Raw genomic sequence first — 21055 nt, 5'->3', positions numbered from 1 at the left:
CACATGCATATAGATCGGTTGCAATTATTGTGGCTATTTGTGAAGCAGAACCACGCTTTTTTAAAGCGAATATAAGTGAGGGGCAGTATGCTCCCGAACGGGTGTAACTAAACTGTGATTCGAAGCGATATTAAATCTCTTTCCGCCTACCATGTGCCTGATAGCAGCGGCATGATCAAGCTTGATGCGATGGAAAACCCCTACGATTTGCCCGAGCAGTTGCGCCACGACTGGCTACAGCATCTGGCCGGTGTGAACCTGAACCGTTATCCGGACGCCGACATGTTGCCGTTGCGCCGGAAGATTGCGAAACGTGATGGTGTTGATCCGGAGCAGGTACTGCTGGGCAATGGCTCGGATGAAATTATCCAGATGCTGCTGCTGGCGACCAATCCGGGCACCTGTGTCGTGCCGCGACCGACGTTTGTCATGTACGATATGATTTCACGCTGGCTGAAGCGGCCGGTGGCCAGCGCGCCATTGCGCGCGGATTTCTCGCTTGATGCGGATCATTTTCTGCAGGTTTGTGCCAGGGAAAAGGCGGAAATCGCTTTTCTGGCCTGTCCGAACAATCCTACAGGTAACCTCTGGGATGAGGAGACGATCAGCCGGATTGCCCGCGGACTCAATGGGCAGCTGGTGATTGATGAGGCCTATGGGCCGTTTGCCGAGCGTGCCCATACCCATCTGATTAGCTCCAATGTCATGGTGCTGCGTACCTTCTCCAAGCTGGGATGGGCCGGACTCAGGCTCGGTTATCTGCTCGGCGATGCCGATCAGATTGCCCACCTGAACAAGGTGCGTATGCCGTATAATATTAATGCGCTGACGCAGGCTTCAGCCGAATTTCTGCTCGATCACTTTGATGTGTTCGAGCAACAGGCAGCTGTCATTCGTAGTGAACGGGAGCGCCTGCACAAAGCGCTGGCGCGGATCAAGGCGTTGACGGTGTTTCCGTCGCAGACCAACTTTCTGCTTGTCAGGGTTCCCGATGCGGCGGCGGTATTTACCGGTCTCAAGCAGGCCGGCATTCTGATCAAGAGTATGCATGGCGCCGATCCGATGCTGGCCCAGTGCGTGCGTATTACCGTCGGCACAACAGAAGAAAATGATGCGGTGATTGCCGCTCTCAAGGAGATGTCATTATGACACGAGCTGCAAGCATTGAGCGCAAAACCAACGAAACACAGATTCAGCTGTCACTGAGTCTGGACGGCACCGGCAGGGCTGATCTGAATTCATCAATCCCGTTCCTGGATCATATGCTGGACCAGATTGCCCGTCACGGACTGATCGACCTCAAAGTAGAGGCCAACGGTGATCGCGAGATTGACGATCATCATACGGTGGAAGATATAGGGATCTGCTTTGGCGAGGCTCTGCGTGAAGCGGTGGGCGACAAGGCGGGTATCGTGCGTTATGGGCATGCTTATGTGCCACTGGATGAGGCGTTGTCGCGCGTGGTGCTGGACTTCTCCGGTCGTCCCGGGCTCGAATATCATATCGATTTCCCCAAGGAGACGGTGGGCGGTTTTGATATTGACCTGTTCAAGGAATTTTTTCAGGCCGTGAGTAATCATGCGCGTATCACGCTGCATATCGACAATCTGCGCGGCGGCAATAACCATCACATTATTGAAACAGTCTTCAAAGCCTTCGGTCGGGCACTGCGTATGGCGATCGAAGCCGATCCGCGTCAGTCCGGTATTCCGAGCACCAAGGGTGCATTGTGATCATAGCAGTCGCTGGTAATCCCTCATCTCTCACCTTACAGGTCAACGCATGATTGGTCTGGTTAATTATGGCATGGGTAACCTGCACTCGGTGGCCAAGGCGCTGGAGAAGACGGGCGGCAAGGTTGAGCTGGTCAGTGATGCCGATGCGCTGAAGCAGTATGACCGGATTGTGCTGCCGGGTGTTGGCGCCTTTCGTGATTGTGTCGGAGCATTAAAACAGACAGGTATGGATGTTGCGCTGAAAGAGCGGCTGGCTGCGGGCACTCCCTTTCTCGGTATCTGCCTGGGCATGCAGGTGCTGATGGATGTGTCGTACGAGTTCGGCAGATATCCCGGTTTGGGTCTGATTCCAGGCGCCGTCAACCCGTTTCCCGCATCGCATCCTGAACGGGGATTCAAAATCCCGCACATGGGCTGGAATGATGTCATTCTTTCATCCCAGCACGAGCCGCATCCGGTGCTGGCGCCATTGGCCGGGTTGCAGGTCTATTATGTGCACTCTTACTACTGTGCCCCGGAGCATCCGGAGCATCTGCTGGCGGCCTGTTCTTACGGCGACTACCCGTTTGCCGCTGCTATCGGGCGGGACAATATTGTAGCGGTACAGTTTCATCCGGAAAAATCCCAGCGTGCAGGACTGGCACTGCTGGAAGCGTTTCAGCAGTGGAACCCCTGATCCTGTAACCAGCTGCCTGATCAGCCTGCTGCAGAAGTCCACGCCCGCTTGTTCAGGCTGAATCAGCAGCGGCCGCGCCGATGTTGCAGGCCACTATTGGCAATGATGAGCAGTAAAACTGATAAAGCATAAATCTGCGGGTGTAAGATAAATATAATCCCGACCTATTGTATGGTGATCTGTTTAGGCGGATAATAACACGCACCTCTTAACTATAAGGAGTGAGTATATATGAAAAAAATTATAATGATCACAGTCGCTGCTGTACTCGCAATGGGCGCAATGTCTGCTTCTGCTTATGCAGGCGCTGAGGCCAAGTGCAAGGCGTGCCATAACCTTGATGCCTCCAATAAAGTCGGTCCGGGTCTGGCCGGCGTGGTTGGTCGTGCGGCAGGTAAGCACGAAGGTTTCAAATACAGCACGAGTCTGGGTGGCGCTAACTGGAAATGGGATGAAGATCATCTGCGTAAGTGGGTATGCAACGCCAAGGATGCAATCAAGGAGTTCACCGGTGATGATCATGCCAGAACGAAAATGCCAGCAGTGAAGGTTTGTGATGCAGCAAAACAGGATGAGCTTATTGCTTTCCTGAAGGGTAATTGACTTATCCCGTACGGAAGGCGGCTGTTGCTTAACTGCGCTGTCGCTGACTGCCAAAGCCCCCGCTGTAGCGGGGGCTTTTTTGGTTTCTCTCGGATTAGCGGGAAGAAAGGTTGCGTGTCCGGCAGGCAGGCCCGAGAAGTCGCAGGGCAAGGGGCGCTGTCACGCCAGGCAGGGGTAGCTAAGGCGATGCATGATTCTTGCTGCGTTGATCTTCATCATGGATCGCCTTGATGCGCTCTGTTCATTCGTGTTGGGCTCGCATCTGTTGTGTGAATGTAGGTGATGAATGTGTAAAACAGATATAAACACAGGACTCCTGTCGTCACAGAAAGTTGCGGGTGCAATCCCGATGCATTATCTGCATCATTCGCTCCATGAATATCGATACCTCCTTTGAGCTTATTCCCGCCATTGACCTGAAGGGCGGACATTGCGTACGTCTGAAACAGGGGCGAATGGACGATGCGACCGATTACGGTGACGATCCGGCTGCGATGGCACTGCACTGGCAGAGGCTTGGTGCGCGCCGTATGCATGTGGTCGATCTGGATGGTGCTTTTGCCGGCAAGCCTGCCAACCGTGAGGCTATCCGGGCTATATGCGAGGCGCTGACGATTCCGGTACAGCTCGGTGGCGGTCTGCGCGACCTGTCCATGATCGAAGGCACGCTCAACCTCGGGGTTGAGCGGGTGATTCTTGGTTCAGTCGCCGTTTCCAATCCGTCACTGGTAGAAGAGGCATGTAAGGCGTTTCCGGGGCGGGTCTGTGTCGGCATCGATGCAAAAGCCGGTATGGTGGCGGTGCACGGCTGGGATGATGTGACGGATGTGAGCGCGGTCAATCTGGCCAGACAGTTTGAGGATGCCGGTGTTTCAGCGATTATCTATACCGATATTTCACGCGACGGTATGTTGAGCGGCCCCAATATTGAGGAGACTGCCAACCTCGCCCGTGCAGTTTCCATCCCCGTCATTGTCTCCGGTGGCGTGGCGACTATGGCCGATGTCACTGCATGTGCCGCGCATGTGGCCGATGGGATCTGCGGCGCGATTACCGGTCGTGCCATATACGAGGGTACACTGGATTTCGCTGCTGCAATGAAGGTGTCCGGCTGATGCTCTCCAAACGGGTTATACCTTGCCTGGATGTTGCACACGGGCGCGTAGTCAAGGGCGTTCAGTTTGTCGATATTATCGATGCTGGCGACCCGGTCGAGGCGGCGATTAAATATGATCAGCAGGGTGCTGATGAGCTGACCTTTCTCGATATTCGCGCCAGCCATGAAAGCCGGGGTACGCTTTATCACATGGTGACCGAGGTGGCAGAACATGTATTTATGCCGTTGACAGTCGGTGGCGGCGTCAAGGCGCTGGCTGATATTGAGGGGCTGCTGCATGCCGGAGCCGACAAGGTATCTATTAATACGGCCGCTATTTTTACGCCGGAACTGGTCAAGGACGCGGCCGAGCGGTTTGGCTCATCAACCATAGTTGTGGCTGTTGATGCCAAACGTGTCGAGAGTCATTGGGAGTGCTTTACCCATGGTGGCCGCAAGCCGACCGGCATCAATGCGGTCGAATGGGCTAAGCGCATGTCCGATTACGGTGCCGGTGAGATCCTGTTAACCAGTATGGATGCCGATGGAACCAAAGATGGCTATGACATAGGACTGACGCGCACAGTGGCCGATGCGATCAGTGCCAATGTGATTGCTTCCGGCGGTGTTGGTACGCTGGAGCATCTGGCTGAGGGGCTGCAGGATGGTAAAGCCGATGCTGTACTGGCGGCCTCTATTTTCCACTTCGGCACATTCACCATTCGTCAGAGCAAGGAGTTTCTGGCTTCCCGCGGTATTCCGGTGCGTCTGTAATGCCGAGCGATGAGTCACGTCTGATCTTCCACATCTTGCGCTTCACCTCCGGCAGATAGCCATGGAATGGGCCCAGCACTTTGTTGAACAATACGGCTACTGGGCCGTATTTGCCTGGACATTTATTGAGGGTGAATCCGTATTTATCGCTGCTGCCGCACTGGCCGGGGCGGGCCTGATGACGCCGTGGAAGGTTATTGCGGTGGCGGCTGTCGGTGCTTACATAGGTCATCTGGTTTTTTTCGCGCTGGGTCGCTGGCGCGGTATGGCTATTATCAATGCTCTGCCGTTCCTCAAACGCCACTATGTCAAGGCCAATGCAGTACTGGATCGTTATGCTCACTGGTCGATATTCATTTTTCAGTACCTGTACGGCACCCGCATGATTGCGGCGATCCTGTTCGGCTCATCCACCATTGGTTTTGTTCGCTTTGCTCTGTTGCAGGTGGTCAATTGTCTGACATGGGCGCTGGTGATCTATGCTGTCGGACATCTGCTGGGTATGGCCGGGTTGGCCATCCTGCACCGTTTTGGCTTGATCGGCCTCGGGCTTGTGCTGTTGGCGGCTGCGATTTTAGGCGGATGGATCTATATTCGTTACGGCCATCACCATGTGCGCAGACACTGGCAGAAAAACGTGGATGCCGAGCAGGGCAAGATGGGTGAGGACTGAAATCGAAAACTGACAGATGACAGCTATTCGGCTATACTGAAACTTCTGTCGAGGTTGCCATGTCTGTTCGTCCTGCTGCTGTTGCCGGCCTGTTTTACCCCGCTGACCGGGCGGAATTGTGCGATATGATCGCTCGTGAGCTGGCTCAGGTTGATGTTGTGTCACCCTGTCCGCGGGCGCTTGTTGCGCCCCATGCCGGTTATATCTATTCGGGCCCGACGGCGGCCTATGCCTATGCGTTGCTTAGCAAGTCTCCTGTTTCCCGCGTGGTGATTGCAGGACCGGCACACCGGGTTGCTTTTCGTGGGGTTGCGGTGGCTTCGAGTTCTGCCTTTCGCACGCCGCTGGGCGACGTACCGCTGGCCGCTGACGGGCGGGAGCTTGCCGAGCGATTTGACTGCGTAGCGATCGATGACGGGGCACATGCGATGGAGCACTCCCTGGAGGTGCAGCTGCCTTTCCTGCAAACAGTGCTGGGTTCATTTGAACTGTTGCCACTCTGCGTCGGTGCGGTTGAGGCATCTGAGCTGGCTGATGTGCTGGAGTCGCTGTGGGGTGATGCGCAGATGCTGTTTGTCATCAGTTCCGACCTCTCCCATTATCACCCTTACGCAGAGGCACGGCGTATGGACCTGACAACGATCGACCGGATTCTGGAGGGGCAGTCGATAGATCATGAACAGGCTTGTGGTGCCACAGGGATCAATGCCATGAACATACTGGCAAAGCAGCACGGTTTGCAGGCCCAACTGCTCGATTACCGCAACTCGGGCGATACAGCCGGTGATCGCGATCGCGTTGTTGGCTATGCCTCGCTGGCATTCGGATAAGAGTGATGGATGTGGACGGAGAGCTCCTGCTGGCGCTGGCACGTGCGGCTATCGGGTTGCGATTGGGATTGGCCACTGACCTGCCGGAAGGTACTGCATCCATGCAGCAACAGGCTGCCAGCTTTGTGACCCTGCAGAAGCAGGGGCGGTTACGCGGTTGTATCGGCTCGCTGGAGGCGTACAGGCCACTGGCAGAGGACGTGGCGGCCAATGCTGTGGCGGCCGCATTTGAAGATCCCCGTTTTCCGCCGCTCACGGCAGAAGAGTTTGCTGACACTCGCATTGAGGTGTCGGTGCTTTCATCACTGCAGCCGATGCCTGTGCGCGATGAGCAGGATGCTCTCGCTCGCTTAAGGCCGGGCATTGACGGGGTGGTGCTGCATTTCGGCATGAACAGGGCGACATTTCTACCGCAGGTATGGGAGCAGTTGCCCGAGCCCGCACAGTTTCTGGCGCATCTGAAGGTGAAAGCGGGGCTCCCTGTCGACTTCTGGGACCCGGATCTGCAACTGCACAGATATACGGTAAGCAAATATTGCGAGCCGGAGGGCGGTGAGGAGTAGGTTATGGCGCAGCAGCATTTTCCGGCTAGGTACTGGCACAGACTGGATGACGGGCGTATTCAGTGCGATCTCTGCCCGCGCGATTGCAGGCTGCACGAGGGCCAGCGTGGCCTCTGTTTTGTACGCAAGCGTGAGGGAGAGACGCTGGTGCTGACCACCTATGGTCGTTCATCCGGCTTCTGTATCGATCCGATTGAAAAAAAACCGCTGAATCATTTTTATCCCGGTTCCAGTGTGCTCTCATTCGGCACCGCCGGCTGTAACCTGGCCTGTAAGTTCTGCCAGAACTGGGATATCTCAAAATCGCGAGCATTCGACCGACTGTGTGATGAGGCAACACCGGCGGGCATTGCCAGAGCGGCGGTGGAGGCGGGCTGTGGGAGTGTTGCATTCACCTATAATGACCCGGTTATTTTCCTGGAGTATGCGGTGGATGCGGCCATCGCATGTCATGAACAACATATCCGGACTGTGGCTGTCACTGCCGGCTATATCCATCCGGAAGCGCGTGGTGAGTTCTTTTCACATATGGATGCGGTCAATGTGGACCTGAAAGCATTTTCCGGTGATTTTTATCATCGCCTGTGTGCCGGACATCTGCAGCCGGTGCTCGATACGCTGCTTTACCTGAAGCATGAGACGAATGTCTGGTTCGAGATTACCACGCTGCTGATTGTCGGCGAAAATGACAGTGATGCGGAGCTGAACTCCATGTGTGACTGGATCGTCGGGCAGCTGGGGCCGGATGTGCCATTACACTTTACCGCATTTCATCCCGACTGGAAAATGCTGGATACGCCCTCTACGCCACCATCGACTCTGTACCGCGCCAGAGATATTGCGCTCAGGGCCGGGATGCACTACGTCTACACCGGTAATGTTCATGATAGTGAGGGAGGCACGACCTACTGCCCCGGTTGCAAGCGTGCGCTGATCGTACGCGACTGGTATGAAATTCTCGATTATCAGTTATTGCCCGACGGGCGTTGTCCGGACTGTCATGCCGCTGTTGCCGGGTGCTTCGGCGTATTTCATGACGGTTTCGGTGCGCGCCGTATACCGCTGTCTTTGCATAATGGCGGGTGAGCCCGCTCACAGTATTTTTCACCTCTGAGGGCAGTTTTCCACGACCTTTGTTTAAACTGGCACACTTATTTCTAGGCAGGATGTCATGATGTTATCGGAGAAGTTGCAGGTCAATCACCGCCATGACGGCTCCAGGGTGAAGCACCTGCTGTTTGTGCTGCTGATGCTGGCCTCCGGTTTTGCCGGTATTTCGTATGAGGTTCTGTACGGGCGCATGTTGGGTAACCTGATCGGCGATCAGTTTGTGGTGTCGGCAGCGATTCTGATTACGTTCCTGCTCGGTATCGGTATTGGCTCTCGTTATGCTTGGCGATTATGGCGCAGTTTATGGCTGATTGAGGCAATGATCGGCGTTTATGGCGCCGGTTTTGTCTTTGGTGCGAGCTGGCTGGAAGGGTTGCTGTATGCGACCCTGCCTGTGCTGCCGGCCGGTCTGGCTGGCACGGTGATCGCCTGCATTGCACTGTTGTTGCTGCCCGCATTTCTGATCGGTTGCAGTGTGCCGCTGTTTGCCGGTTACATGTCCCGCATTTCCGAAAAATCTGAATTTTCCGGGGTTTATGGCATCTACAATATCGGAGCGGCGCTGACAGCTATCTTGATTGAGTTCGTGCTGTTGCGCTGGCTTGGTATTCACGGTGCGGTGCTGGTGTTTGTCGGTATTAACCTGTTTATTGCTGCCGCCTTACGGTTTGGCTATCCGGCGTTGCGCAGCGATCCGCCCCGGGTGAAAGTCGGAAGCGGCGGCTTTTACGGTTGGCAGGCACTTATTCCGGTCAGTATGGCTTCGGCGGTGTTTCAGCTGTTTATGGTCAAGCTGGCTGAAATGATTTTAGGCCCGTTCCGGGAATCGTTTGCACTGGTATTATCGATTGTGCTGCTTGGTATTGCTGTCGGTTCATTGCTGGTGCGTCGCTTTCGAATATCCTTTCAAACCGTGTTGTTGCTCGCGCTGGTCGGCCTGCTTCTGCTTCTGGCGGGGCTGGTGCCGGTTACCGACCTGTATGCCTCATTGTACGCCTCGGCTGCCGGGTCCTATGTCGCACTGGTGCTGTTAAAGTGGTTGTGCCTGTTTGTGCTGATGGGTATTCCGTGCATTGCATTTGGCGCCACGATTCCCGCGCTGCTTGGAGAAAACTCAGCGGATGTGAGCAAGGACTCCGGTTATCTGTTATATCTGGCATCCATGGGTAATGTGGCAGGCTTTCTGCTGATGGTGTTTCTGCTGCACCGTTATCTGGACTATGGGGTGCAGCTGCTGGTTATCGGTGCCTGTATTGCCTGCTCGATGCTGCTCTGTCGACAACGCAGGCTCCGCCATGTTGTCATGAGTGCCCTGCTGTTGCTGGCCTGTGGCGGGGCGTGGACAAGCATGTGGGATGAGGGATTGTTGTATGTCAGCTATACCAGTTTCCATGCTGCGGATGATCTGCGTAAAGCGCGTCAAAATACGGTCAGGGTGGCGGCTTATAAGGGCTATCAGGATGTGTTTGCTATCAATGAGGTCAATGGTAGCCCCTACTTCTTTATCAACGGCTATAACAGTATTCCGTTGAATAATCCTTCTGAAAAAGTGGTCGGGTCACTGGCTTCCATTTTTTCAGCTGACACAGGTCAGGCGCTGGTGCTGGGGTTGGGCAGCGGGGCCACGGCATCTGTGGTGGGACAGATGTTTGGCCATACCGATGTGGTTGAGATCAATCCGGTCGTCAGGGAAAATCTGTTTCGCATGAAGCGCTGGAATTTCGATATTGAATCCAACCCGGCAGTGAATATCGTGGTCGATGATGCCATTCATTATGTGCGGGCAGCGGATAAGCAATATGATCTGATCCTGAATACAGTGACGACGCCGCTCTATTTCAGTTCATCCAAGTTGTACACCCGCGACTTTTTTCAGGTGGTGAAACAGCGCCTGAAAGGAGATGGTGTCTATGTGACATGGCTGGATGCGCGCGTGGGGGATCGAGGCGTGGATATTATCCTCAATACCGTGGCTGACAGCTTCCGTCACTGCGCATTGTTGTATATCAAGTCCTCCTATTTTCTGCTGCTCTGCTCGGATCAGCCTATCTCGGCGCATTCACTGCCCGGACTGCAGAAAGGTCAGCCTGTCTACGATAATCTGCTGGCCGTTCACGGTATTCCGGCTGAGTGGCTGCCTTATCAGTTGTTAACGACCGATGCCCTGGCTCTGGTTGCAGATAAGACGCTACCGTTGAACCGGGCCGATTACCCGACGCTCGAATTCGAGATGGCGCGTCTGCGCCAGCGTGGAATTCCGGCGTTCAAATCCCGGTTGCGCCGACAGATGAATCTGGACGATATCAGGCATGTCGTATCGGCCCAATCGCCACTGTTTCCGGGTGATCTGGTCTGGCACACGAAAACCCGGCTGGGCGATTCATCGCTGACGCGCCGCTGGCGGCAGCTTTCGGTTCAGGCTGTACCAGATTTCGATGTCCGTTATGCAGATGCACAGGGGTACTATGCAACGGCGCTGCATGATGCTCATGCCACCCCCGCCGCACTACACGAATTCGGTTACCTGTTGATGCGGGAGGGGTGGTATGCCGATGCGATTGCAGTGTTTAAGTATGTGCTCAGGCAGGATCCTGAGCATCGATATACAGCCTTTAATCTGGGCGCTTGCTATGAATACAGTGGCGACCTGCCCGCAGCGTTGCGGGCATATGAAGAGGCGGGCAGGGTGGAACCCGATGATGCCGATGTGCCGTACCGGATTGGGCGGGTGTATGTGAAGCAGGGCCGCTTTGATGATGCGCAGGCTTCATTAAAGCATGCTCTCGCGCTGATGGGAGAGAATGGACGACCGGATATATATCGCTATCTGGCCAAAGCCTATGAGGGCGTGGGTAATGCCAGGGCTGCAGCTGTTGCCCGGCGCATGGCGGAGGGTAAATAGAAATGGCTGTACCCACCTGATATTTTCTGCTGCATCTGCGTGAATAATCTGACAGGATGGCTACATTATTGCCCGGCTGGAAATAACAGTTCCGTCAGGCGTAGTGTGGTGTGTCGCAGCTGGCACATAAACTTGACATTAATTCTTGTGGCAAGCTAACTTGCACTGTTTTTTGTCGGTAATGCTTAAGCTATGGAGGGTGAGTGGCGCTTTTCTCAAATAAGTCGGAAGGCATGCTGGGTATCGATATCAGTTCGACCGGCATTAAACTGGTAGAGCTTGCCCGCAATCGATCCGGCTTTGAGCTGGTCGCGCTGGCCATGATTCCATTGCCACGTGATGCGATTGTGGAGAATACGATTATTGACTCCACCGCAGTCACTCAGGCCCTGGTTGATGCCGTTGAACAGGCCCGCCCCGCCAGTAAAAATGTGGCTCTGGCGGTATCCGGTAACGCCGTGATTATTAAAACCATTGCCGTACCTGTTGCCACGGAATTTGAGCTGGAGCCGCAGATTGAGTTCGAGGCCGACCAGCATGTACCTTATGATATTGATGATGTTTTTCTCGATTTTCATATTCAGGGCATGAATGCCGAAGATCCCGAGCAGATGGATGTAGTCCTTGTTGCATGCAAGCGAGAGGTTGTGGAAGATTATCAACTGGTGCTGGGTAATGCCGGCCTGGATGTGAAGTGCATGGACTGTGCTGTGTTTGCATTGGAAAATGCTGCAGAAACTACTGATGAACATCAGCCACCTGTCGCAGGCGATGACTGGCCGCCGGATGAAGATGCGGAAGTGCACGCACTGGTGAATATCGGCGCCAATATGATGAATATCAATGTTCTGATTAATGGTCGCATGGCTTTTGTCAGAGATCAGTTTTTTGGTGGTCAGAACCTGACGGAAGAGATCCAGAAACTGCACGGGCTAAGTTACCAGGAGGCCGAGGCCTTGAAGGTGGAGCGTTTTTCGGAAGTTCAGCCGGAAGCGCTGGAACGTTTTTATAGCGGTTTGACCTCCGAACTGGTTCGCTCGCTCGATTTCTACTCTGCCAGCAAGGCGGAATTTCCGGTGCGCAAGCTCTTTATTTCAGGCGGCTGTGCACTGATACCGGACATTGCTACGGAACTTGAACAGCGCCTGGGTATCGACAGTGTGGTACTGAATCCGCTGAAAAATATCAAGATAGCCGCTCGCAAGTTTGATGTTGAGCATTTGCAGCGCATCGGCCCGATGCTGATGGTGCCGATTGGCCTGGCCTTACGGAACTTCGATATATGATCCGCATTAACCTTATTCCCTACCGTACGGCACGCCGTCAGCAGCAGATTGTTCAGCATTTGACTGCTTTTGCTGCTGTGGTGATTGTTGGTATCCTGTGTACGCTGGGGGCTCATACATATGCTTCATTGCAGTTGGCTGACCTGAAGGAAGAAACGATGCTGTTGCAGAAGCAGAATCAGGACCTGAAACAGAAGATAGGCAAAATTGAGAACCTTGACCACCTGCGGGCGGATGTGGAGCGCAAGCTGAAGATTGTTGACCGCCTGCAGGAGGGACGCTTTCATTCTCTGAAAACGTTACATGAGATAGCTCTGCTGATTCCTGAAAATGTCTGGTTGAATCAAATCAGTGAGCAGGGCGGGAGTCTGCTGCTGACAGGACAGGCCGAAAGCAACAAGGCTGTAGCTATCTTTATGCGCAAGCTGGATCAGTCACCGATGTTCACGGATGTTCGGCTGGATGTGATCAGCAGGGTGGTGGTAAATAACCTGCCGGTGCGTAAGTTCAGTCTGAAGGTGACCCGCAAAGAGGTTACGATAACCACCAGCTCGACTGGCAAGGCGGCTTCCTGATGTTTGAATCCATGCAGCAGTCCATGTATGAATCGCTCAGGCCTATGTTGCCTCTGCCGTTATGGCAGAAACTGCTGGCCCTTACCGTCGTGTTTCTGGTCATTGCAGGTGTCTACTTTTCTTTGGGCTGGGCACCGCTACAGCAGGAAATCGCGCAGCAACAGGCGCAGGCGAAAGTGCAGCAGATGAGATTGATCAAGAATAAACGGCTGGCGCATAACCTGCCTCGCAAGCAGAGGGAGTATGCCCAGTTGGAGAAGCAGCTGAAGGTGGCTCTGAATATGTTGCCAAAAAAATCACAAATTCCGGATCTGCTGGAGAGCGTATCATGGGCGGGTAAGGATTCCGGTCTGGAGTTCGCGACATTCAAGCCGGAGGGTGAGGTGAATCGCCAGATCTATGCCGAGGTACCTGTTACCTTTAATCTTTCGGGCAGTTTTCGCCAGTTGCTGACGTTTTTGAAACGAGTGGGTGAAATGCCGCGTATCGTGGATGTGAAACATCTGAGGTTGAGTACGGGCAAGAGCAAAGGGGATCTGACTGTTGCAGGGCAGGCGGTGACCTATCGATTTGTTGAGGAACAACCTGAAAAAACACGCACAGCCAGGGGCCGATAATGGTTGATGTCGTTGATTTGGGTTCCGGGAGACAGAGGATGAGAATGAAAGCAGGATACCGGTATTTATACGGAGCCATGATAACAATGTTTGTGTGGCTGATGGCCCCGGCGGTACAGGCAGCAACGATTGAAGGTATCAATATGTTGGCGGATGGTCCGCGGCAGAGCCTGCGTATCTCGATGGATGCGCCGATTGCATACCAGGTGTTCAACCTTGAAGGACCTGCCCGGGTGGTGTTGCAATTTCCACATACCACGCTGGCCAAAGGGGTTGTACCGTTAAAAGGTGCTGGCGGCGTCGAACAGATTGTCCCTTCGCAGGATAGTGACGGTGTGCGGGTTGAAATCGGCATGGCCGGCGGTACTACCTATAATATTGCCGAAAAGGGTAACGATCTGCTACTGTCATTTACGGCCAAGGCTGCGCAGCAGAGCTCTGCCAGCGGGGCTGTGGTGCAGGATATTGAGGTGCGCGATCAGGGAAAGTCGACTGAGGTGATTCTGCGCGGTCAGCACATGGATGCAAATCACAACGCCTTGTTGACCAATGAAGGCGAGACAATGGTGCTCGACTTCTGGGGCGGCAGCTCCAAATTACCGAAGGAGTACTATACCTATACGTCTCCGCGCCTGAATAATGTGACGGTGGGCTCCGCTGATGGCCGTTTGCGTCTGGTGATGAGCTTGCGTGCCGGAGCCGGGACAAAACACCAGATTGAAGCGGACAACAATCAGATGATAATCCGTTTTGGTGATGTGGTCGCGAAACAGAAGGCTGGAGTCGTGGTTGAAGCGGTTGATTTTCAGCCGGATGACAGGATTTCTCATCTGGTGGTAAGAACGGATAGTACGGACCCTGTGATTAATCTGCAGGAAGAGGGTGACAAGGTGATTCTCGACCTGAAACAGGCGCATCTGGCGCCCGGTCAGGAGCGCACGCAGGATGTCCGCGCATTTCCCGGTCCGGTTGAGCAGATTGACGCCTACAGTGTCAACAAGGATGTCCGCATTGTTACTCGCTTGCGCCAGAAATCCGTTGTTTCGTCATATCAAAGCGGCAATGTCCTGACTGTCACCATAAAACCGCAGGATATGGTGGCATCCGCACGGGCTGATGATGAAGCGGTGAAGAGTGAAAAGGTCTACACTGGTCAGAAGGTGACCTTTAATTACAAGGATATTGATATACGTAATGCTTTGAAACTGATCGCGGAAATGAGCGATTTTAATATTATCATGTCTGATGATGTGAAGGGCGTGCTGACCATGCGGCTGATAGATGTGCCATGGGATCAGGCCCTGGATTTGATTCTATCGGCACGGGGCTTGGGCAAGGAGCAGAACGGCAATGTGGTGCGTATTGCGCCGCTGGCAGTGTTGAAGGCGGATGCCAATGCGAGAAAGGAAGCCAAGCAGAGTGTGGAGGATGTTGCGCCGCTGGAGACGGAGTTTATTACGCTGGGATATGCGTCGGTGAATGACGTAAAGACCATTCTGGAGGGCGGTTCGGTCAAGACAGAGGTGACCAGTGCAGGCGGGGCAGCCGGCGGCACAACAGGTGCTAACGGCACCGGACAGACTGTAAGCAGCTCCAGCGAGCTGAAATTGCTATCCGAGCGCGGCGTGATTATGCTTGATGAGCGCAGCAACACGATGATTATTACCGATACGCGCGAACGGCTGAATAATATCAAGCGGTTGATTGCTGTGATTGACAAACCGATGCAGCAGGTGATGGTCGAAGCGCGTATTGTTGAGGCGACAGATACATTCTCGCGCGATCTGGGTGTGAAGTGGGGCGGCACCCTGAATAGTAACGGTGGCGGCTATACCCATACGGTGACCGGCGCGGCATCAGCGCCGCAGAACGTGGTGGATCTGGGCGCGGCTGTAAAAGCCGGTGCGGGCGGGGCTATCGGTTATACGCTCGGCACATTGAATAACGCACTCAACCTGAACCTCGAATTATCGGCTGCGGAAGCGGAAGGCCAGATCAAGGTGGTCTCCAGTCCGCGCGTCTTTACCAGTAATTTGCAGGAGGCGCTGATTGAGCAGGACCAGCAGATTCCTTTTCAGGTAACCACGGCATCTACGCCACCGGTTGTTTCATATCAGCTTAAAAGTGCCAAGTTGACGCTGAAGGTGACACCGCAGATTACGGCGGACAAGCGCATCATCATGCAGCTGGTGGTTAACAAGGATACGCCTGTGGCAAACACGGTTGGTCCCCCGACGATTGATAAAAAACAGATTATGACCAAGCTTTTGGTCAAAAATGGTGAAACGATGGTGTTGGGTGGTATTTATACGCAGACAACATCAGATCAGGTGAACGGTGTGCCGGGTTTGCAGAATATTCCGTTTATCGGCAATTTCTTCAAGCGTAAGCAGAAGGTGCGTAACCGTAACGAGTTGCTGATCTTTATTACCCCGACAATTATCGCCGATGATGGGCCGAAGAACTAGTTCATTCTCTGCGGGTCGAAAGATGCAGTGGTTGACAGGAGGGGACGAGGCGTTATTGTTGCGCGCCTCATAAACAGGCGCAGCCATTGGGCTGCAAGGAGATAGACAACGTGGCAAATCATGTATCCGCACTGAAACGTGCCCGCCAGGATCAAAAGAAACGTATTCAGAATCGTGCCCAGAAGTCGGCTATGCGTACTGCCGTCAAGCAGGTGCTGGTGGCTGTAGAGGCAGGAGACAAGCAGGCTGCATCCGATGCGCTGAAGCAGGCGACGTCCTTGCTTGACCGTGCCGGCCGCAAGAACCAGATGCATCCGCGTCAGGCTTCCCGCCGTGTTTCCCGCCTGAATGCCCATGTTAAGGCTATTGGCTAATATACCTACAGTTTGTTCTTTTTGTAAAAAAGCCCGCCCGAAAAGGCGGGCTTTTTTGTTTTACCCGGTTCGTTTTCCATCTGAGTATGTAGGGGAAAAGTAGCCCGTTCAGTCTGTGCGGTCGAAGTTACTTATCTTTTCAGTGAAACCCTGTGTACTCTGCAGTATCAAATATTTTAAATAGTTGCGACAGTTTAAGGTTTTTTTCATCTCATCGTCCTACTATCCTGTGCCGTGACTTCGACGCGACGTGACCAGCATGGAGAGCCACTTGCCTGACAAAAACCGCGAAATTCCGTATAACTATACATCCTATTCTGATCGGGAGGTGGTGATCCGCTTCCTTGGTGAGGCGACATGGGATGATCTGAATGTGTTGCGTACGCAGCGGCGTACCGGTCGTTCAGCCCGCATGCTGTTTGAAATCCTTGGTGATTTGTGGATTGTCGAGCGCAATGTGTTCCTGCGTAACGACTTGCTGGAAAATCCGAAGCGACGCAAAATCATGCACCGTCGTCATTATGACCGGCTTAAACGTATTCAGGCCGGTGCCGAAGACAACCCTCGTGCCTCGAAAGTGGCTGCTTGTACCAGCCGTTTGCTGGAAGATTTTTATGCCTGGTTTGATGAGGAGCCGGCCAAACGTCTGCAGGCACGAAAAGCTCTTTCCCGCCATACGCATGTAAATAATGTGCATTTTGATGCGTTTACGCTGACCCACCATGCCACCGATGCGACGGACTGGCGTCATCACGCACCGTTCTGCGTGCTGACACCGGACAGTATTGATGAGCTGCCCGGGCTGGTGAAGGCTGTGGCTGAACTGGATCTGGTGGTGATTCCTCGCGGTGGCGGAACAGGTTTGTGTGGCGGCTCGGTACCGCTGTCCAATAATGCCGTGTTGATCAATGTGGAAAAACTCGATCATATCGGCGAGGTGGTGAACAGGGACGTCGGTAGCAAGGGCGTTGTAGCCACGATCAGTGCCGGGGCAGGGGCGGTGACCGGCAAGGTCATGGAAGCGTCAAAGCCCAATGTCTTCGCTACCGATCCGACCAGTTTGTGGGCATGTACTATCGGCGGCAATGTGGCATCCAATGCCGGCGGCAAGCACGCGGTGATCTGGGGTACCTGCATCGATAATCTGTTATCGTGGAAGATGGTGACACCGGACGGTAACTGGCTGTTGGTAGAGCGTATCAATCACAGTATGGGCAAGATTCATGAAGAGGCGGAAGTCTCATTCCGGTTGACGCGTACGGATTCAGTTTCCGGTGAGTTGATCAGCGAGGAGACCCTGACGCTGCCCGGTTCGATATTCCGCAAGCAGGGTCTGGGCAAGGATGTGACGCGCAAGGCGCTTGGCGGCCTGCCCGGTGTGCAGAAAGAGGGAACGGACGGGCTGATTGCTGAGGCAACCTTTATTCTGCACCGCTCTTTTGATGTTACCCGCACGGTCTGTTGTGAATTCTTCGGACAGGAGCTGAGCAAAGCCACCCATGCGATGGTGCATATCAAGGAGCATGTGGATGCTGCTCAGGGAGCGCACCTGGAGGGGCTGGAGCATTTCGATGCGAAATACGTCAAGGCCATTGAATATATATCGAAATCAACGCGCGGTGAAACGCCACGCGTGGTCTTGCTGATTGACGTCTCTGGTGACGATGAACGCGCTGTGGGCAAGGCCTGTGCCGATATCTGCAGGCTGGCATCGCAGGGGGATGGTGAGGGCTTTGTCGCGATCACACCAGCCGACCGGAGTCGTTTCTGGGGAGATCGCGGTCGTATGGCCGCCATTGCCAAGCATACGCGCGCGTTCAAACTCAATGAGGATGTGGTTATTCCGCTGCCACGCCTCTCCGAATACAATGATTATGTTGAGCACCTGAATGTTGAGAACTCCATTGGTAACAAACTGGAGGTTCTCAGTGCCACGGCTGATTACCTGAAAAAGACGATGGAGCGCATTGGTGGCAACCGCCTGGAGCAGCAGGGGCTGGGCATTGAAGATGATGCTTTTTTGCATGACAAGCTGGCCAAGTGTTTGGAGCTGGTGGATCGTATTACAGAGAACTGGCTCCACCTGCTCAGGTCACTGGATGCGCCATGTAAGGAGTCGGCTTATCTGCTGGGGGATGCGAAATTCAAGCGGAGCGAGCCACTGTTCCGCCTGATTCAGCGTGGCGGCATGCGTATCTCCTATCGCGATGAAGTGGAGGCCCCGCTGCTGGATCTGCTGCGCGGCCATGAGGCGTTGATTGCCGGCATCAAACAGTGTCACAAGAAGGCGCTCTCCAGTCGAATTGTGATTGCCACTCATATGCATGCCGGCGACGGCAATGTGCATACCAATATTCCGGTGAATTCCAACGATTATCCGATGATGAAAAAAGCTCATCGTGTGGTCGAAAAGGTGATGGCCAAGGCAGTGGAGCTCGGCGGCGTGATTTCCGGTGAACACGGTATCGGTATCACCAAGCTGGCATTTATGCCACCTGAGCTGCTGGTGGAGATGGCGGACTATCTCAACCGTCATGATCCTGACGCATTGTTCAATCGTGGCAAATTGATGCCGGACACCGACCTGCAGCTCAGCTACACCCCGAGTTTTAATCTGCTGGAGATGGAGTCGATGATTCTGGAGGCAGCCGATCTGACCGATCTCTCTGAATCCATCTCTCCATGCCTGCGCTGTGGTAAGTGCAAGCCGGTGTGCAACACTCACTTTCCGCGCGCCAACATGCTCTATTCTCCTCGTAACAAGATTCAGGCGACAGGTGCAATTATCGAAGCTTTTCTATACGAATCGCAGACCGGCTCCGGTATTTCGTTCGAACAGTTCGAAGGGCTGCATGATGTGGCCGATCACTGCACGATCTGCCATAAATGCGAGTCTCCCTGCCCGGTCAATATTGATTTCGGCGAGGTGACGGAGAGTCTGCGTGCCCTGCTTAAGGACAAGGGGCAGTCGCGCTTTAATATAGGCAGCAAATTATCGATGATGTTCCTGCTGATTCAGGATCCCAGAGCCGTGCATTTGATGCGTGAAGTGGTGATACGCTGGGGCTATGCCGGCCATCGGCTGCTCAATAAGCTGGCGAAACTGACAGGCTTTGTACGCGAAAAACCGGCAGCCAAACGTAACCTTGATGGTGTACAGGCGCAGCTGATTAATTTTATTGAACGACCACTGCCATCTCTATCGACAGGTACAGCGCGTCAGAAGCTGGGGCTGGAGTCTCGCGACCGGAATATGATTCCGATTCTGCGCGATCCTGCCAAAGCCAATGGTAGAGCTGTATTCTACTTCCCGGGTTGCGGCTCCGAACGGCTGTTTTCACAGGTCGGTCTGGCTACACAGGCCATGCTTTATGAATTGGGTATCAATGTGGTATTGCCGCCGACCTATCTCTGTTGTGGTTACCCGTCGACAGCCGGCGGAGATCATGTAAAAGGAGATCAGATCACCTATGACAACCGGGTGCTGTTCCACCGCATTCGTAATGCTCTCTCCTATCTGGATTTTGAAGCGGTCATTGTCTCTTGTGGTACCTGCTATGATCAGTTGACCCGCTATGAGCTGGAGCAGGTATTTCCCGGCGCGCCACTGATTGATATCCATGAGTACCTGATGGAGCAGGGTGTGACGGCGGAGGGTGTCAGCGGCGTGGAGTACATGTATCACGTACCTTGTCACTCGCCGCTAAAGCGGCACGGCACGCAGGCTGCAATCGACTCACTGCTTGGCTCGGATGCGGTAAAATCCGAAGAGTGTTGCGGTGAGGCGGGCACGCTGGCTGTGGCTCATCCGGCGATTGCGGGCAAGATCCGTATGCGCAAGGAAGAGCAGATGGAGCAGGCCAGGGCGAAGATGCCCGGTGCTGACCCACAGAAGATACTGACCTCATGTCCGTCCTGTTTGCAGGGGCTCTCAAGACTGGAAGGAGAGACGGGTGTGGAGGCCGATTATATTGTCGTTGAGCTGGCCCGCCACCTGCACGGTGAAGATTGGCAGCAGAAGTTTATTCGCAAGGTGAAAGCCGGCGGAACCGAGCGGGTGTTGATGTAGGCATGGGCGCAGCGCGTGTCACATTCCTGTTACTCGCGCTGATGGTGAGTGCTTGTGCCAGTGGACCGCCGAAGCACCTGAATGATGGTTGTGCCATTTTCAGGGAAAAAGATGACTGGTATGAATATGCCAATGACTCATTCAAACGCTGGGGTGTGCCGGTGCATGTGCAACTGGCGATTATTCATCAGGAATCCCGCTTCCGGAGTAAGGCAAAGGCACCGGAAGATACATTGCTCGGATTTATCCCGTGGGGTCGTGTTTCCAGCGCCTACGGCTATGCCCAGGTACTCGACAGCACGTGGGAAACGTATAAGCGAGCGACCGGCAACAGCGGCGCTGACCGCGATGATTTCGAGGATATTACTGATTTTATCGGTTGGTACGGCAACACATCATATCGCAGGTTGGGAATCTCCAAATGGGATGCCTACAACCAGTATCTGGCTTACCATGAAGGGCAGGGTGGCTGGAAGCGCAAGACCTACAAGAGGAAACCATGGCTGATCAAGGTGGCACGCAAGGTAGAGCGTCGGGCGGCGATGTATCGCGCTCAATTGGCGCGTTGCAAGGATGATCTGGACAGCGGCTGGAGTTTGTGGCCGTTCTAAAAGCAAGGTAGAGACGAATATGGCTGCTTTCGCATGACGTTGTGGGAACTCCGGAAGCAAAAATGGCAGCAGTTACACTTTCGCTACAATGC

18 protein-coding genes are annotated in these 21055 nt (G+C 54.1%); all 18 read left to right on the top strand.

Features of this window, described 5'->3' with window-relative positions; all coding sequences use genetic code 11:
* The first annotated feature begins 114 nt into the window (after positions 1 to 114).
* The 18 genes from hisC (at position 115) to SPV1_RS00670 (ending at position 20963) form a co-directional block, all read left to right on the top strand.
* Complete coding sequence (gene hisC / locus SPV1_RS00755) at positions 115 to 1149, top strand: histidinol-phosphate transaminase (RefSeq protein WP_231288225.1); 1035 nt, start codon at positions 115 to 117, stop codon at positions 1147 to 1149.
* Positions 1146 to 1733 (top strand): imidazoleglycerol-phosphate dehydratase HisB, encoded by a 588-nt coding sequence (gene hisB / locus SPV1_RS00750; RefSeq protein ID WP_009849158.1) that lies wholly within the window; start codon positions 1146 to 1148, stop codon positions 1731 to 1733. Before hisC ends, hisB begins: the two co-directional genes overlap by 4 nt.
* A gap of 49 nt (positions 1734 to 1782) precedes the next feature.
* Positions 1783 to 2412 carry an imidazole glycerol phosphate synthase subunit HisH gene (gene hisH / locus SPV1_RS00745; RefSeq protein WP_009849157.1) on the top strand — a complete coding sequence of 210 codons (630 nt, stop codon included), beginning with the start codon at positions 1783 to 1785 and terminating at the stop codon, positions 2410 to 2412.
* Positions 2413 to 2643: 231 nt separating this feature from the next.
* The gene (locus SPV1_RS00740; protein WP_009849156.1) at positions 2644 to 3015 is read left to right on the top strand and encodes a c-type cytochrome; all 372 of its coding nucleotides are present in this window, start codon (positions 2644 to 2646) and stop codon (positions 3013 to 3015) included.
* Positions 3016 to 3389: 374 nt separating this feature from the next.
* A complete protein-coding gene (gene hisA / locus SPV1_RS00735) occupies positions 3390 to 4130 on the top strand; it encodes a 1-(5-phosphoribosyl)-5-[(5-phosphoribosylamino)methylideneamino]imidazole-4-carboxamide isomerase (protein WP_009849155.1) in 741 nt (246 codons plus the stop codon).
* Positions 4127 to 4885: an imidazole glycerol phosphate synthase subunit HisF gene (gene hisF, locus SPV1_RS00730; protein ID WP_200903933.1), complete on the top strand. Its 759-nt coding sequence runs from the start codon at positions 4127 to 4129 to the stop codon at positions 4883 to 4885. Before hisA ends, hisF begins: the two co-directional genes overlap by 4 nt.
* Before the next feature lie 61 nt (positions 4886 to 4946).
* Positions 4947 to 5558: a DedA family protein gene (locus SPV1_RS00725; protein ID WP_009849153.1), complete on the top strand. Its 612-nt coding sequence runs from the start codon at positions 4947 to 4949 to the stop codon at positions 5556 to 5558.
* Positions 5559 to 5617: 59 nt separating this feature from the next.
* A complete protein-coding gene (gene amrB, locus SPV1_RS00720) occupies positions 5618 to 6388 on the top strand; it encodes an AmmeMemoRadiSam system protein B (RefSeq protein ID WP_009849152.1) in 771 nt (256 codons plus the stop codon).
* Positions 6389 to 6393: 5 nt separating this feature from the next.
* Positions 6394 to 6951, top strand: a complete 558-nt coding sequence (gene amrA / locus SPV1_RS00715) for an AmmeMemoRadiSam system protein A (RefSeq protein ID WP_009849151.1) — start codon at positions 6394 to 6396, stop codon at positions 6949 to 6951.
* 3 nt (positions 6952 to 6954) lie between these two features.
* Entirely contained in the window at positions 6955 to 8037 is a 1083-nt protein-coding gene (gene amrS, locus SPV1_RS00710) for an AmmeMemoRadiSam system radical SAM enzyme (RefSeq protein WP_009849150.1), read from the top strand.
* 85 nt (positions 8038 to 8122) lie between these two features.
* The gene (locus SPV1_RS00705) at positions 8123 to 10963 is read left to right on the top strand and encodes a tetratricopeptide repeat protein (protein ID WP_009849149.1); all 2841 of its coding nucleotides are present in this window, start codon (positions 8123 to 8125) and stop codon (positions 10961 to 10963) included.
* Positions 10964 to 11166: 203 nt separating this feature from the next.
* On the top strand, positions 11167 to 12249 hold the full coding sequence (pilM, locus tag SPV1_RS00700) for a type IV pilus assembly protein PilM (protein ID WP_040881353.1): 1083 nt from the start codon (positions 11167 to 11169) through the stop codon (positions 12247 to 12249).
* Positions 12246 to 12824 (top strand): PilN domain-containing protein, encoded by a 579-nt coding sequence (locus SPV1_RS00695; protein WP_009849147.1) that lies wholly within the window; start codon positions 12246 to 12248, stop codon positions 12822 to 12824. Before pilM ends, SPV1_RS00695 begins: the two co-directional genes overlap by 4 nt.
* Positions 12824 to 13441, top strand: a complete 618-nt coding sequence (locus SPV1_RS00690; protein WP_009849146.1) for a type IV pilus inner membrane component PilO — start codon at positions 12824 to 12826, stop codon at positions 13439 to 13441. Before SPV1_RS00695 ends, SPV1_RS00690 begins: the two co-directional genes overlap by 1 nt.
* 77 nt (positions 13442 to 13518) lie before the next feature.
* Positions 13519 to 15909 (top strand): type IV pilus secretin family protein, encoded by a 2391-nt coding sequence (gene pilQ, locus SPV1_RS00685; RefSeq protein WP_231288224.1) that lies wholly within the window; start codon positions 13519 to 13521, stop codon positions 15907 to 15909.
* 110 nt (positions 15910 to 16019) lie between these two features.
* Positions 16020 to 16283: a 30S ribosomal protein S20 gene (gene rpsT, locus SPV1_RS00680; RefSeq protein WP_018294483.1), complete on the top strand. Its 264-nt coding sequence runs from the start codon at positions 16020 to 16022 to the stop codon at positions 16281 to 16283.
* Positions 16284 to 16554: 271 nt separating this feature from the next.
* Positions 16555 to 20352 (top strand): DUF3683 domain-containing protein, encoded by a 3798-nt coding sequence (locus tag SPV1_RS00675; protein WP_152909269.1) that lies wholly within the window; start codon positions 16555 to 16557, stop codon positions 20350 to 20352.
* 2 nt (positions 20353 to 20354) lie between these two features.
* Positions 20355 to 20963, top strand: coding sequence for a transglycosylase SLT domain-containing protein (locus tag SPV1_RS00670; RefSeq protein ID WP_009849142.1), 609 nt, complete (start codon positions 20355 to 20357; stop codon positions 20961 to 20963).
* The last annotated feature ends 92 nt before the right edge of the window (positions 20964 to 21055 follow it).

Origin of the sequence: Mariprofundus ferrooxydans PV-1 (genome assembly GCF_000153765.1) — a bacterium.
GTDB lineage: Bacteria > Pseudomonadota > Zetaproteobacteria > Mariprofundales > Mariprofundaceae > Mariprofundus > Mariprofundus ferrooxydans.
This window is presented reverse-complemented; position numbering and strand designations above follow the sequence as displayed.